The sequence below is a fragment of the Psychroserpens jangbogonensis genome (assembly GCF_000797465.1).
In the GTDB taxonomy this organism is placed as follows: Bacteria; Bacteroidota; Bacteroidia; order Flavobacteriales; family Flavobacteriaceae; genus Psychroserpens; species Psychroserpens jangbogonensis.
The window spans coordinates 289,068-304,942 of record NZ_JSWG01000015.1 but is presented as its reverse complement, the minus strand read 5'-3'; the positions used below and the strand labels follow the sequence as shown (position 1 = coordinate 304,942).

Genomic DNA, 15,875 nt, shown 5'->3' with positions numbered 1-15,875 from the left:
AGCTATGAGTAAACAAAACTCTAATAAAACTTGGAAAAGTAAACTTCATGAAATTATTTATGAGGCAGATACTCCTGGTGGTAAATTGTTTGATGTCATCCTTCTTATTGCAATTCTTGCAAGTATCGTTCTTGTAATGCTAGAAAGTGTCAATAGTTTTGATGAAAAATATCATAAATTTTTAGACATTTCAGAATGGGTAATCACAATTCTATTTAGTATTGAGTATATCGTAAGAATCATAGCAGTTAAGAAACCATTAAAATATATTTTGAGTTTCTACGGCATTATAGATTTATTATCTACCATACCAAAATATTTATCACTCATGTTGGCAGGTTCTCATGCATTAGTAGCTTTAAGAGCTTTAAGGTTATTACGTGTATTTAGAATTTTAAAATTAGCAAGATATCTTGGTGCATCAAACCAACTTACAAATGCAATTAAAGCTAGTAGAGCTAAGATTGCAGTGTTTTTATTTGCCGTTATTATTTTATCCATCATTCTGGGGACAATAATGTATATGGTTGAAGGCGAGGAACATGGGTTTAGTAATATTCCAAAGAGCGTATATTGGTGCATAGTAACCTTAACTACAGTTGGTTATGGAGATATTGCTCCACAAACACCACTTGGTCAATTCATAGCATCCTTAGTTATGATTTTAGGTTATGGTATTATAGCTGTACCAACTGGAATTGTTTCAGCAGAATACACTAAAGCGTCGGGAGAGGAAGACAAGAAACTCTCTGATGAGGAAGTTGAACAACTAAAAAATGTTCAACTTAACACACAATGTTGCGCAAATTGTCTTGAAGAAACGCATCAGGATGGTGCAGAATATTGTCATAAATGCGGTTGCGAATTACATCATGACTAAAACTCTTCTCTCTATTGTTGGCCCAACAGCCATTGGTAAAACAGCATTAAGCATAAAACTAGCTCAACATTTCGATACTGAAATTATTTCTGCAGATTCAAGACAGTTTTACAAAGAAATGCAAATTGGTACTGCTGCTCCTACTCCATCTGAACTAGCTTCTGCAAAACATCATTATATTCATCACAAATCTGTTGAAGACATTTATAGTGTTGGTGATTTTGAGAAAGAAGGCATTACACTATTAGATACACTCTTTAAAACTAAAGATATTGTCATAATGGTTGGTGGCTCAGGACTCTATGTAGATGCCATAACAAAAGGTTTAGATGAATTCCCAAATGTAGATCCTAGCATTAGAATATCACTAAACGAAGTTCTTAAAACGGAAGGAATCGAACATTTACAAGAACAATTAAAACGTTTAGATCCAAAGTCATACGAAACAATTGCTATCGGTAATCCACATCGAGTAATAAGAGCTTTGGAAGTTTGTATTGGAAGTAAACGGCCCTATTCTTCCTTTTTAACTTCAACAAACAAAACAAGATCTTTTAAAACCATCACAATTGGTTTAACCGCAGAACGCGAAATTATATATGATAGAATAAACAAACGCGTGGACAATATGATTGCTGAAGGTTTACTAAATGAAGTTAAAGGCTTACAATCTAAACAACAGCTAAATGCTTTAAATACTGTTGGTTATAAGGAATTATTTAAGTTTTTAAACAACGAATGGGCTTTAGAGTTTGCTGTTTCTGAAATTAAAAAGAACACAAGACGATTTGCTAAACGACAACTGACTTGGTTTAAAAAAAATACAGACACTTTTTGGTTTGATTATAAAACAGAAATAGACATTGTGATTAAAGACATAGCTCAACACAAATAAGCCTTTTTAGAGTACCAATTTAAATTAAAGCGTAAAAGGCATTATAATTCAATTTATTAAAACTACTTTTGCAGCTTAAATAAATAAATTTTATTATGAGTAAAGGTACCGTAAAATTCTTCAACGATTCAAAAGGATTTGGATTCATCACTGAAGAAGAAAACAACAAAGAACATTTTGTACACATTTCTGGATTAATCGACGAGGTTAGAGAAGGTGATGAAGTAGAATTTGATTTAACAGAAGGAAAAAAAGGATTAAACGCAATTAACGTAAAAGTTATCTAATATTTCAATTCGTTTAATAAAGCTAAAGCCTATCATTATTTGATAGGCTTTTTTTATGGCAAAAAAAAATCCAGCATAAATGCTGGATTCATATTCTAAATTATAGAATTTCTATTCGTCTAGGTTAACTACTAATCTAAACCCTTCACCATGAATATTTAATATTTCTACTTTTGGATCAAGTTTCAAATACTTTCTAAGCTTAGCTATATAAACATCCATACTTCTTGACGTAAAATAGTTATCGTCTCTCCATATCTTTGTAAGTGCAAGTTCTCTTGGCATTAAATCATTTTCATGAAGTGCTAAAAGACGAAGTAATTCGTTTTCTTTTGGAGATAGTTTTATTGGATCTTTACCATCACATTTTAAGAAACGTAGTTTTGAGTTTAAATCAAACCTACCAATTTTAAATTCAAACTGCTTACTATCTGCAATTGTATCTGTAGCCTTACGTTGAATGATAGCCTTTATTTTCATTAAAAGAACTTCACTATCAAAAGGTTTATTTAAATAGTCATCTGCCCCAACTTTATAACCTTTAAGGACATCTTCTTTCATTGCTTTAGCGGTTAAGAAGATAATTGGAACATCGGTATTTTTCTCACGTATTTCTTTAGCGAGTGTAAATCCGTCTTTATAAGGCATCATTACATCTAAAATACAAAGATCGAAATCATCCTTCTTGAATTTTTCGAAACCTTCCATTCCGTTTTTAGCATGAACAACATCGTAATCATTCATATTAAGGTAGTCTTTTAATACTGTTCCAAAATTTGGATCATCTTCGACTAAAAGTATTTTTTTGTTTTGTTCTTCCATAATTTATGATATTAATGGCAGTTTGATTGTAAACACACTACCTTTTCCTTTTTCACTTTCTACTGATATATGACCTTGATGGTCATCTACTATTCTTTTAACATAGGCCAAACCTAATCCGTGACCTTTAACATTATGTACATTTCCTGTATGTTCTCTATAAAATTTTTCGAACACTTTTTTCTGTACTTGTTTAGACATTCCGTTACCTTCATCGGTAATTTTTAATAATATATTATTCCCAACATTTTCAGTATACACATCAATTTTAGGTGCCTCATCACTATATTTCACCGCATTATCCAACATATTTACAATAACATTTGTAAAATGTGTTTCGTTTGCTAGAACTGAAGATTTTTCAGCATCCAAATGGATATTTACATACCCTTTTTTATCCTCAACAATCAATTCTATATGTGCAACTGCATCTTCTATTAAGTCGTGCAACTTTACTCTTTCCTTACTAATGTTAAGTTCATTTTTCTCTAACTTAGAAATCCTTAACACATTTTCTACTTGCGCATTCATCCTTTTATTCTCTTCCTTAATCATTCTAAGGTAACGCAATACTTTTTCTTGATCTCCAATTACTTTAGGGTTCCTAATTGAATCTAAAGCCAAATTAATTGTTGCAATTGGTGTCTTAAACTCATGCGTCATGTTATTGATAAAATCTGTTTTAATCTGTGAGATTTGACGTTGTTTTATCAATTGATAAATGGCACTTGTATAAGCAATAACGATTATAGATGTAAATAGAATTGATAATGCTATCATTCCTAATATAGATGACAATAAAAACTTTTTTCTTTGCGGAAAATCAACATAAAGCATATAATCACTTTCATTATTATTATCAAGAAAAACCGGAACTCCAATTGTTGAATCTGGATTTAAATCAAAATTTCTTGATTGTACTTTTGTTGAAAGATCTCTATCGTAAATAGCAAATTCAAAACTTGTATCAATTCCATTATAATCAAGTTGCTTTTCTAAAAGAAAATTAACATCATCAACAGATACACGTTTATAAACTGGTATGTTTTTAAATTGATCTCTAGTTATAGACTCAAATTGAGCCTTTTCAAGATACGTTAGATTGCTAATATTTTTAATAGATTTTTGCAAACTAATAGACTTGCTTCCATCCAACCTATTATTGTCATATGTTTCAGTTATCCTCGTGTTTCTTACACGACTCAAATTGAAACTGTCTAAACCAATGTCAAAGAACAATGATGGTACTTTAAAGCTTTCTTCAGAAATGGCATTACCGTAAATCCTAGTCTCGTTTGATAAATCATCTTGTTCTAGAATAAATACTTGTCGTATTGCTGTTGAATCTGGATCTACTCCACTTTCAATAAGATTCTGAAGCCTATTTGAATACACTTCAAACTCTTTTTCTTCAATGGCTTTTGATACAGAACTTAAAGAACGTTTTACATTTAATGTAAAATTTTTCTCCTCGTTTTCTAATGTATTATTAATAAAAAACGCCTGAACGAAAATGATACCTATGAGTGATAAACTCATTAAAACCACCAACAAAATGAATAGCTTTTTGCCCATCGCTCAAATTTAACATTTTAACATTTACATGTGCTCCCCTTTAACCTTACATTAACACAAAAGTTAAATTGCAGAATTTTCGATATGTTTCAGTATAGATTGGTGTATTTTCTGCAACTGATTTTTTAATGTGGTTTTGTCGTTGTTAAGAATAACAAAGTCAGATAGTTTAGCTTTATCTACATCATTCATTTGATGTTCCATAATGGCTAAAACTTTTTCAGGAGTGCTTTCGTCTCGATTAAGCACGCGTTGCAAACGTTTGTCTTTATTGGCTATAACGGAAATAATTAGATCGTATTGTGATTGTTGCTTATGTTCAAAAATAATAGCGACTTCTTTTATAACATAAGGGGAATGCTGTTGTTTTAACCAACGCTTAAAATGTTCTCCAACCTTTGGATGCACAATAGCATTCATTTTATTTAAAAAGTCTTTATTATTAAAAATTTTATCGGCTATAAATGGTCTGTTAAGTTCATTATTCAAATACGCATTTTCTCCAAAAAGATCAATAAGTTCTCTTTTAATATCCTCAGAGTTATTCATTAAAAGCTTTGCTTCAATATCAGCAATATAAATGGGCACATCCAAACTTTCGAATAAGTGAGCAACTGTAGTTTTCCCACTTCCTATACCTCCTGTAAGTCCGACTACTTTCATCCTATTCTGTTATGATATATTCAATTTTATCTTGTTTCATTTTAACGCGCTTCACATTTTCTGGCAATCGTATAAACTTAGGCGTGAAATATGTTTTATTAGAAGACTCTATTTCTAAATAATCACATTCAATCTTAAAATCTGTTGGTTTAATAGATTTATAATGATTTAAACTCACTTCATAAGATACTTTAATCATTTTAGGGAAATAGTTAATTTGAATATCAGATGGAAGATTATTAATGACAACAGGGATTTCAAGAGTCCCTTCAGTAAATTTTTGCACTTCAGCAGTAACTTCAATATTTTCCTGAGACAATTTTAATGTATTACCTTCTTCTGGAAGTATGAGCTTTATAGTGGCATTTATATTTTCTTTAATATCTAATAATCTTAATTCTGAAGTTTCAATATAATCAACAGTCTTAATCTCAGTATCTGATCCAATTACTTTAATAGAATCTGGAACTAAAACCATTCCATATAATGTATCATATCCTGATGCAAAAGTCACGTTTGAATTAAGCTTAATTGGCACCTTCTTAACAGATAAGGTTCCGAAAGGAAAACTCAAAGTATCTGGTTGCACAGACACTATTTCAAAATTATTACCAAATTGACTTTTTATATCAGACATTGCTCGGTTAGCTATCCAGATATAAGTGTCATTATTTATATAAGCATCATTCTTTAAATCGATAGGCACCGTTTTATCATAAAAATAGGATCCAAATAGATTAAACCCAAAAGTACTTACTGTAATATTTAATTCTGGCTGGTTCTCAATTGTTAAGACTTTATCTTCTGGTAGATTAATATAATTAACACCAACAGTTAATGTTTCAGTATAAGATTTTGAAAGTTTGCTAAGGACCAGTATTAAAAAAGCCAATAAAAAAAATAAACCAAAAACATTGAGTTTTTTGTTCTTGATTGACCTGATTAGTATGGATCTTAATTTAGTTAGCATTCTTAAAAAATAGATTAGGATAGTAATTTTCTGGTTCCTTTCTTAATACCTTAATAACTATAGTGGATTTTAAAAACCCAAAACCATAGCCCAAAAACTGAACAAATATTGCAAAAATTGCTTGTATAGCAATCACTAAATTTTTGGTTTGAATTAAAGCCAATACAAAGGCTAAAACTATATATAAACTAAAAATAATCAATAAAAAATAATTACCAAAACTAGCAGAAATAGTGGCTAATACTAATCCCAAACAAAATATGGTAGGAAACCAATAAATGATACGTTCACTTGTTGGGTGCCACAAATTGAGGATTGGTCTTACTAGACCAAATTTATAAACTTGCTTATAAAATTTGGACCAAGATATTCTTCGTTTATGGTATACAAATGCGTTATTAAAAAGTTTAGTCTTAAAACCTAATTTAGTTAATCTTATTGACAAATCGGGATCTTCACCAGGATGAATGTTTCCAAAGCCTTCAGACGCTTCAAAAGCAGCTTTAGAAATGCCCATATTAAAACTTCTTGGCTGAAATTTATCATTCTGTGATTTTGACCCTCTAATTCCTCCAGTGGTTATAAAAGAGGTCATAGCAAAATTAATTGCTTTTTGCAGATTTGTGAACGATTGATCGGCAGCATCAGGACCACCAAAACAATCTACATATTCTTTATCAAGTTCACTAATTACTACTGATAAATACTGAGGAGGTAATAAACAATCTGAATCTAAAATTATGAAGTAATTGCCTTTTGCTTTTAGCATGCCATAATTTCTAGAACTACCAGGACCTGAATTAGGCTTGTAATAATATGAAATATTCAAATCCGTTTCAAAATCCTTTACTATAGCTTTACAGTCAATAGTAGAGCCATCTTCAATAATTACAATTTCGAAAGGGGTATTTCCTTCAATTGCTAAGAAGCTTTGTAATAGTTCTTTAATTTCATCTGGTCTATTAAAGACTGGTACAATAAATGAATAATGTAATGCATCCATACATAACAAAGGTAAATAAACAAAATACAAAAGCCACCTTAAAGGTGGCTTTTGAAATAATATTTGTTTAAGCTTATTGCTTTAAAATTCTTACTGTTTCAGTAACATTATTGATAGTTACTTGTACGAAGTAAGCGCCTTGGCTTAATCCATTCATATCTAAGTTACTTTCTAAAGTGTTAGGTGCAGCTCTTAGAACTTCTTGACCTAGCATATTAAATACTGATACATTTTGAATATTACTTTGAGCTCTTAATGACAATTCATTCTTCACTGGATTAGGGAAGTATGTAAATGCATTTTCATTCTCAAAAGTACTAAGAGATAATGATGCATCAGAAAGCGTGATATCCATCGTACCTTCCTCAGAACCGTTATTCCATAACTGAATGTAATATGTATTACCAGGAGTTAAAGCTGTTAAACTACCACCTCCAGTAACTGCAGTACTACATGCTATTTCTGTTAAAGCTCCACAAGTACCTTCATATACAGCAGCATGAGCTGCAGTTGCAGTACCTAAAGCCGTAACGATATTTACTTCTCCACTTGCAGGAGCAACAAATGTAAACCACACATCAGCAATAGTTGAAAACAATTCACATGATGTAGTTGCAGCATTAACTGTTGCACATGTATTATCTTGAGTTGTCGGAATACCATCAACGGCTAATGCAGTTGCAGATGCGCAATCCTGATTCATTTGAACTGGAGAACAAGAAGCTACACATGATATTGTCATTGTAAAGTCTCCTGTACTTCCTGGATCCCATCCTTCAACAGCAATTAAATACGTATCTGTACCATTAGCTGTAAAAGTTCCTTCACTTTGTACACTACCAACTCCACAAGCTGCAGCATTATCATCATTACCAGCAACTATTGTAAGTGCTCCTGATGTACCTGTATACACTAAAAATGAAGTATCATAAGTTGACCCACATAAGCTAACTGTTACATCAGCTGCGCCTTCAGTAGCACTATCATAGCTAAACCATACATTAGGTGCATCCATATCAGCTGTAAAACCGTCAGGTGCATCATCTTCATCTAAAGTTGCATTTGCAGTACTTCCTGTTAAAGCAGTTGTTGTACAATCTATAGGTTGTGCATTAGCCAAATCATCATTGGCAGGTGGTGGTAGTGGACAAGCATCTACTGTAGCTCCTAAATTAACATCACATGCAGGATCAGATTCGTGTAATAATGACACGTTAACTGTTGTTCCTGATGCGTAAGGGCCTAATGTAACTGTTGTTGGAACACTTGTAACATCTACATCTGGCTCTCCACCATCATTTGTTACTGTAACTGTTGTTGAATCTCCCAAATCTGTAACTGTAACATCAATACTATATTCAAGGCTAGGGCAATCTTCAACTAGTGTTACTGAACCAACAGCAGGAGTGCAAGTTAATGCATCTCTTACTAATACGTCATCAACATACCATTCGGCAGCAAATTCACCTTGATAACTAAAAGCAACGTAAACCGCTGTACCAGTAGATGGTATTGGATATGGGCCATTTTCAACCCAAGTATCTTCAGCACCAGTTGCACCGTTTAATAAGTTCCATGTAGCTAATGCAGGATCTCCAGAACCAGTGTAGTCTTCTGACCACAATACTTCTTGAGTAGCTGCAAAAGTTGCAAAGTTAACATTGTCAAAATAAATTAATTCAGGACCTACAGCAGTAGACAAATCAAATGCTGGAGAAATTAACCATCTATCATGATACTGATCACCACCAAAATCATCAAAAAAAGCAGATGTTGAAGGTGAATTAGAGCGAGTTATATTTTCACCCCAAACATCTCCATTTTCTGTGAAAAAATCAGGAGCTCCTGAGTCAGTTGTGCCAGCTTCATCGATCCATCCTGCTGGAGGAAATGTTCCGCTTTCGAAATCTTCGTTTACGTATTGAGCATTAGAATTAATTGACCACATTAATAAAAGGGTCATTAAAAAAGTAATTTTTTTCATATTGATTAAGTATTTGTTAATAAAGTAAATTCGTTGTTAAATGTATTGATTATCTGTTAAATAAGTAATACAGAAAGTTCATAATTGCTAAAAATATAAAATTAATCGATAAAGCACAAAACTAATCGATAAAGTGCAAAAACTAATTTATAATTAGTTTTTGATAATATACATAATCAGTCGTAGATATTACTAAAATATAATGTCCTAACTGAGCATTTGAAACGTCAATTTTTGCGGAAGTAACATCATCAGGAAATGATTTTGATAAAACGACTTGTCCAATAGAATTGATAAGTTTCAATTGTTGAATGGGTTTTGTGTGCTCAACGGTTACAATATCTGAAACAGGGTTAGGATAGATTTTAAGTTTTGAAGATGTATAACTTCCAGTAGACAGTGTTTCACCTTCCACTAGATCTAAAGTTTGATTTGCATTAACATTAACATATACATCTTCTATTCCACTAAGTCAATTCACCTTAACATAATCAATTACAGAATTATCGGCTAATCCAAAAAATTCAGTATTAGAATTTTGGGAAAGGTAACCTTCACCTGCAACTGTGTATCTATATTGCTTATTCCCATTTATTGAAATTTCTATAAATGAGCCTATACCATCTTTATTAGATATTGAACCTTCTAATTAAACTTTTAACCAATTATTATTGATATTATTATCACAATTATTCTCCCATAGAAACATATTTGCAGCCTCATTATTTACAATAATATCTGGATAACCATCATTATTAATATCTCCAATAGCATTAGAATAACTCTCTTCTGTATCATTCATGAATCCAGCATTAGTTGGTATATTATAGTTGTTAGAGCCATCATTATCAAAGTCACAAAATGAAATACATCCACACACAAAACCAGTCCCAAAAGAAGCGTTTACACCATAAGAACTAGATGTTTCATCAAAAGTGATTTGTGACAACATATTGTTTGAAAACAATAGAAAACAACAAATTATTAAGTAAGTTTTTTTCATAATATCTATACTATTGAAAGTAAATTTTATAAAAAAAACTAGGCTAAATTAGTTTTTAATTATTCTAATCACTTTTACTTGCTCAGCAACTAACACTTTAACCATATAAACTCCAGAATTCAAACCTGACAAATCAATACTCTCTGTTGTTTTTCCAGAAGTAGAATAATTGGTTTTTTGGCCAAGAATATTATAAACTTCAATCTTTTCAATTGGTTCTTTAGAATTGATGGTTAATATGTTCTCTACTGGATTTGGAATTATTTTAATATCATTAATCACAAATTCATTATTAGAAAGCGTATTTGAGCCTTCTAAAATATTTAATGTTTGATTGGCAGTAACATCTGTAATAACATCAATTACACCACTAAGCCAAGTGACTTTTAAATAATCCACAGTGTTATTATCACCTAAACCAAAAATTTCAGTGCCAGAGTTTTGCCCCAAATAACCTTCTCCACATAGTGTATATCGATATTGCTTTACGCCATTAATTGAGATTTCAATTAATGAGCCTATACCTCTTTTATTACTTTGAATGCCTTCTAAATTTATTTTAAGCCAGTTATTGGTAGATGAAACTTCATTTTTCCAAATAAAAATGTTTTCAAAATTATTATTACTTACTGCTATTTCAGGAAAACCATCGTTATCTATATCTCCAATAGCATTAGCAAAACTCTGTCTGTTATCATTTGTGAAACCAGTAGTCGGAATCGTAAAATTTCCGGTGCCATCATTCTCATAAAATGAAGCTGAAAGAAAACTTGCATTTGATCCATCAAGTGCTCCACTAACATATAAATCTAAATCCATATCATTTTCAGCATCTAAAAACACAGCTCCCCAACCAATACTTTCAAAAGTTGTTCCGTTAGCAACTGCTATATTGGAAAATGTCTCATCACCATTATTTTGCAAAAATACATTTCCATTAAATGTATTAGTTACATATATATCAAACCAACCATCATTATTATAATCCCCAATTGTAACAGACATGGCATCAATATATAAATCTGTATTAGAAGACTCACTTACATCAGTAAATGTTCCGTCACCATTATTTTTATACAATACGTTTTTGTTATTATCTCTATCCTTAGACACATAGATATCTTGCCATCCATCATTATTGAAATCAAAAAAGGCTGAACAAAATGACAAATTACTAGTATTCAAAATACCTGCAGAATCACTAACATTTGTAAACGTACCGTCATTATTATTTCTATAGAGATAATTTGGGTAAGATTCAGTATTATCTCTATTACTTATAAAGACATCTAAATAGCCATCATTATTATAATCTCCCCAAGACGCACCATATGTCCCCATATTAATTATAGGTAATTCTGAGTCATTAGTAACATCGGAAAAGTTAAAATTACCATCATTACGATATAATCTGTTACCATCAATATTACTTGTAACAAACAAATCAAGATGACTATCATTATCATAATCAACCCAATTAACTTGCTTCATATAGGACATATTATTCGGAATGTTAAGTATTTCTTCTACAAAAACACCATTTAAATTTTTAAAAAACCGAATAGACTCACCTGCTTGAGTCGCTAAGGTAATATCGTCCCATCCATCATCATTATAATCATAAAAGGTAATCCCGTTTCCAAATGTACCATCTCCACAAGACACACCAAGACCTAACTCTGTTGCTTTATCAACAAAATTTGTTTGCGATTTACAAATGCTTACAAATAACAGAAGAAGTACTGCAGTAAATAATTTTGTATTGCTATACATAATAATTTTAATGGTTATAAGTACTTATCCCAAATGTAATAATTTAAAAATTCTATGTCAAACTAAGAACAAAAAAAGCCACCTTAAAGGTGGCTTTTTAAAACTATATAAAATTAAACTCTTACTGTTTAATAATTCTAATGGTTTCAGTAATTCCATTAATAGTAACCTGAACAAAGTATGATCCTTGATTCAAGGAATTCATATCTAAGTTACTCTCAAGCGTATTAGGTGTTGTTTTAAGAACTTCTTGACCTAACATATTAATTACTGATATATTTTGAATAGCATTATTTTTAGCTTTCAATGTTAACTCATTTTTCACAGGATTTGGGAAATACGTAAACGCATTTTCGTTATCAAATGACTCAACAGATAATGTAGCATTATAAGCTGAAACTTGGAAGTTTAGCAATGCATTTCCGCCAAATTCAAAAACTCTAATATAAAGTGTTTGATTCGCCAAAGCAGGATCAGAAATACTAACTAATGAATAATTTCCATCAGTACTAGCATCATCATCACATGCAACTTCATCTAAAGCGCCACAAACTCCTGAATACACAGACATACCGCTATCTCCACCACTTCCTGTTGGATCGGCTTGAGTTTCGATATCTATCATTCCATCAGCAGGCACTACAACAGAAAACCAAACGTCTCCTCCAAAACCTGTAGGATCCGCAGGATCATAAGTAGAACAACTTGGTAATGGAGTTTCTCCAGAATCAGTAGATCCAGCCTGAGTTTGTCCAGTTAATGCATTATCTTCAAATACAGTACCTGGTGTTAGAGCTATTGCTCCAGAACAATCATTATTAACTGGTGGTGGTGGTAATGTAACATTCAACACACCTGAAACAAAATTAGTTCCATCCCAAAAGTTTCCATCAGAACCTCCTGGATTAATACCTCCATAAGCAAATGGTCCACCATCAATAGAGTAGCGACTTACATAATAGTAAGTTCCTACTGGTCTTGCAGATCCAATTTCGGCAAAATATTCATCATTATTGGTTGCTGGTCCACCTGTATTGTAATCAGCTAAGACCCATGTCCAATCTCCAGAAGTAAAATCCGCAGCAGTAGTAGCATCTGTTTCACTATAACCTATCCAACCTACAATACCTGCTCCTTGACCTGCTGGTTCTGTAACTCCAGCTTCGTATACTTGAGTAAACACATCAAAATTTTGTGCTAACTCTATATTACCTTCAAAAGGGAACTGAAGATTACAAAAATCTACAGTATTGTCTGATGGTGTACTTGCATTAACGAAAAGCGTTCCTACATCTGCAGTATTGGCCGTTGTTGCATCAAAATTATCAGCTCCAAACGCCATATTATAAGCTCCTGCAGCTAGGTAATACGTACCAGCTGGTAGTGCTACTTCTGTAAATAAACTCTGAGGTGTTATTCCACCAAAATCATCATCATTAGAAACTACTAAAAATCCATCTGAATCATACAATCCAAGTACAGTATCAAAATCTGATCCTTCAGTATCTGAAGTGATTTCAAAACAACCACCATCATAATCAAGCTGTACCCAATAAACACCTTTAACACTTGCGTCATACGGAGTATTGTACGAATCTGAATCTAAACAACCATTGATTGTCAAAGTAGCGTCTACTGTTGGTAAAGTAGGACAAGCAAAATTAATGACTGGAATTGCAAATTCGCAATTCATATCACTATGCTCTATAGTCAAGTTGACATCTGTACCACTTGGATAAGGACCAACTACGTTACTACCAACAACAATTGGGTATGAATTCGTACCATCATTGATAAAGGTTGCGTCACCTAAATCAGTTACGTCTACATCAATTTGGTATTGAGCATTATCACAATCACTTACAATTGATGTGCTTACTGCTGCAGGCGTACAATTCAAGTAGTTTATACATATTTCTAATACACCTTCTTCATCACTTCCATAATCCCAAACTCTCAAATAGACAGTTTCACTAGGAGTTAAACCAGCAAATGTTCTTGTAGCTCCATTATTACATAGTACAGGATCTAAGGCCACTAAAGCACCACATGTTCCTGTATACAATTCTACTATAGTAGAAAAACCAGGGTTTGTAATAAATTCAAAATCAAATTGACCTGTAACTGGAACAGTTAATGTAAACCAAACATCATTTGGAGCTGCATCACCATCTGCACAAGCTCCACTTGGAACTATTTCTCCTGCAGAATTTGTTGCACCAATATTACTACCTGAATAAACTTCAGTACAAGAACCATCAGCATTTGCAAATGGATCTAGGTCTATAGCGTTAGCACATTCATCATTTAAAGCAGGACACGCATTTTGTGTCAAAGCTCCACTCAATTGGTTACAGTTTGCATCATCGTTATCTGTTATAGACATGACAATATCAGTTCCATTAGCATAAGGACCAAAAGTAAACATTCCTGCTACTCCTGTAGATTGTGTTGCACTACCTTGGTCATCATTGATATCTATTGACGTAGACGTACCAACATCAGTAATATCAACTAAGATATTAAAACCTCCAGAATTAGCACAATCATCAACAATACTATAAGCTACTGTTGCATCAGTACATGTGTTTTCAGTAATATCTAATGTATATGTAGTAGATTGAGGTGCTGGCCAAGATGAAACTAAAATATAGTATGTTTCACCATTGGTAACTGTTAAGTCAAACTCTAAGTCATCTTGAGCATTTTCATTAACTGCACCTTGCGAGCAAGCTACACCAATATCAGCACAATCATTATATGCAAAAACTCCTACATAAGTATCACCTATTGCAGAAAGCACAACATTAATTGAAGTATCAGATGTTGCCGTGTATTCATATACCACGTCATCACCACCTAAATAAGTAAATCCAGATCCACAATCAGTTCCTGGTACACCATCATAATCATCTCCATAATTAGCAGTATCATCTGATGTATTATAAGGTAAAGAAGCAACTATAATTGCAGCCTCACAAACATCACCTAAATTAGGTTGTGACCATGCAGCCGGACCAGACCAGCCTGAAGTTCCAGAACCAGCACAATCGGATTGTACATAAAATTCATAGTCATTTCCTGGGATTAACATTGTTTCCATGTAAGGGTTTGATACACCTGAATAAGTTGGCGTCATTGTTTGAGCACCTCCAGCAGTTACATCAACAATTTCAATATTCCAAATTGCTGCTGTTCCATTTTCTACCCATTCTAAATTAACATCAGTAGTATTCATTGGTGTTGCAGCCAAACTCATTGGGTCTGGACACGATGGTGGAACTGCAGAAGTTATGGTTGGAGATTGCATACAAAATCCATATTCATAAGCTTGTCCGTTAGGATCATCATCATACAAAATTCTATATCTGAAATTTGATTGTTGTAAAACTGAAAATCCAGCTATATTTAAAACACCTGTTGTATATGAAACTGGTGTTCCTGCACAATAATCATCTGTCAATACTGTGTCATTGCCTGGCATAGAATCTGGTTCCCAATTTACCCACAAACTAGTGTCTGCATCAAAATATTGAACTCTTAAAAATTCTTCAACCGAAAGCTTACGAAACACATAGTCAGTAGTTACTGTTAACCATGTTTCACCTGCTCCAAAAGCAGTTGTTAAATCAATTTCTGGAGATTCAGCCGCAATGTTATCATCACTAGTAGCTCCAGCATCGTCGTCGTCAAAAGCAAAATTTGCATCAACAGTAGGATCGCCTTCAACAGCGCCTGCTGCGGTACTATAAGTACCTGTTAATAGCCAATCAACACTTGGCCAATTCGCTGATTCGTTTAAAACCTGCGCACTTAAATTCGAACATATCGAAAGTGACAGCGCAAAAAATAAACCTAAAGTAATTTTTTTCATGTTTTAGTTTAGTTTAGTTATTAGTTTAGTTATTTTAATGGTATTAAATTAATCATATTAAAGATGATTAAGGTTGGCTTTATTAGCTAATCGATTAAATACAAAAAACTTAGATAAACTGCTATTTTGTATGACTAGTTTTTCAA

At 32.5% G+C, this 15,875-nt stretch carries 14 protein-coding genes; 3 read left to right on the top strand and 11 right to left on the bottom strand.

Annotated features, from left to right (window positions below; translation table 11 throughout):
- Window positions 1-4 precede the first annotated feature (4 nt).
- The 3 genes from RH81_RS15135 (at window position 5) to RH81_RS15125 (ending at window position 2,062) form a co-directional block, all read left to right on the top strand.
- On the top strand, window positions 5-880 hold the full coding sequence (locus tag RH81_RS15135; protein WP_033961868.1) for an ion transporter: 876 nt from the start codon (window positions 5-7) through the stop codon (window positions 878-880).
- The gene (gene miaA, locus RH81_RS15130) at window positions 873-1,775 is read left to right on the top strand and encodes a tRNA (adenosine(37)-N6)-dimethylallyltransferase MiaA (protein WP_033961867.1); all 903 of its coding nucleotides are present in this window, start codon (window positions 873-875) and stop codon (window positions 1,773-1,775) included. Before RH81_RS15135 ends, miaA begins: the two co-directional genes overlap by 8 nt.
- Before the next feature lie 95 nt (window positions 1,776-1,870).
- Complete coding sequence (locus RH81_RS15125; RefSeq protein ID WP_033961864.1) at window positions 1,871-2,062, top strand: cold-shock protein; 192 nt, start codon at window positions 1,871-1,873, stop codon at window positions 2,060-2,062.
- 111 nt (window positions 2,063-2,173) lie between these two features.
- Here the strand turns inward: RH81_RS15125 and RH81_RS15120 are convergent, their stop codons facing one another.
- The 11 genes from RH81_RS15120 to RH81_RS15075 all read right to left on the bottom strand — a co-directional run bounded on the left by RH81_RS15120 (window position 2,174) and on the right by RH81_RS15075 (window position 15,729).
- Window positions 2,174-2,884 carry a response regulator transcription factor gene (locus tag RH81_RS15120; protein WP_033961857.1) on the bottom strand — a complete coding sequence of 237 codons (711 nt, stop codon included), beginning with the start codon at window positions 2,882-2,884 and terminating at the stop codon, window positions 2,174-2,176.
- A 3-nt stretch (window positions 2,885-2,887) separates the two neighbouring features.
- On the bottom strand, window positions 2,888-4,459 hold the full coding sequence (locus RH81_RS15115) for a sensor histidine kinase (RefSeq protein WP_033961854.1): 1,572 nt from the start codon (window positions 4,457-4,459) through the stop codon (window positions 2,888-2,890).
- Between the two features lie 63 nt (window positions 4,460-4,522).
- Window positions 4,523-5,122: a dephospho-CoA kinase gene (coaE, locus tag RH81_RS15110; RefSeq protein ID WP_033961853.1), complete on the bottom strand. Its 600-nt coding sequence runs from the start codon at window positions 5,120-5,122 to the stop codon at window positions 4,523-4,525.
- A 1-nt stretch (window position 5,123) separates the two neighbouring features.
- Entirely contained in the window at window positions 5,124-6,014 is an 891-nt protein-coding gene (locus tag RH81_RS15105) for a CdaR family protein (protein ID WP_161791998.1), read from the bottom strand.
- A gap of 67 nt (window positions 6,015-6,081) precedes the next feature.
- A complete protein-coding gene (locus RH81_RS15100) occupies window positions 6,082-7,095 on the bottom strand; it encodes a glycosyltransferase family 2 protein (protein ID WP_033961849.1) in 1,014 nt (337 codons plus the stop codon).
- Between the two features lie 73 nt (window positions 7,096-7,168).
- Window positions 7,169-9,079 (bottom strand): T9SS-dependent choice-of-anchor J family protein, encoded by a 1,911-nt coding sequence (locus RH81_RS15095; RefSeq protein WP_033961846.1) that lies wholly within the window; start codon window positions 9,077-9,079, stop codon window positions 7,169-7,171.
- Between the two features lie 142 nt (window positions 9,080-9,221).
- Window positions 9,222-9,494 carry a T9SS type A sorting domain-containing protein gene (locus tag RH81_RS15090; RefSeq protein WP_033961841.1) on the bottom strand — a complete coding sequence of 91 codons (273 nt, stop codon included), beginning with the start codon at window positions 9,492-9,494 and terminating at the stop codon, window positions 9,222-9,224.
- Window positions 9,495-9,551: 57 nt separating this feature from the next.
- The gene (locus RH81_RS17345) at window positions 9,552-9,698 is read right to left on the bottom strand and encodes an ASPIC/UnbV domain-containing protein (protein WP_420912081.1); all 147 of its coding nucleotides are present in this window, start codon (window positions 9,696-9,698) and stop codon (window positions 9,552-9,554) included.
- Window positions 9,699-9,728: 30 nt separating this feature from the next.
- Window positions 9,729-10,031 (bottom strand): FG-GAP repeat protein, encoded by a 303-nt coding sequence (locus RH81_RS15085; protein WP_033961839.1) that lies wholly within the window; start codon window positions 10,029-10,031, stop codon window positions 9,729-9,731.
- Window positions 10,032-10,130: 99 nt separating this feature from the next.
- Window positions 10,131-11,855: an FG-GAP-like repeat-containing protein gene (locus tag RH81_RS15080; protein WP_033961836.1), complete on the bottom strand. Its 1,725-nt coding sequence runs from the start codon at window positions 11,853-11,855 to the stop codon at window positions 10,131-10,133.
- Window positions 11,856-11,976: 121 nt separating this feature from the next.
- Complete coding sequence (locus RH81_RS15075; RefSeq protein ID WP_033961834.1) at window positions 11,977-15,729, bottom strand: T9SS type A sorting domain-containing protein; 3,753 nt, start codon at window positions 15,727-15,729, stop codon at window positions 11,977-11,979.
- Window positions 15,730-15,875 lie beyond the last annotated feature (146 nt).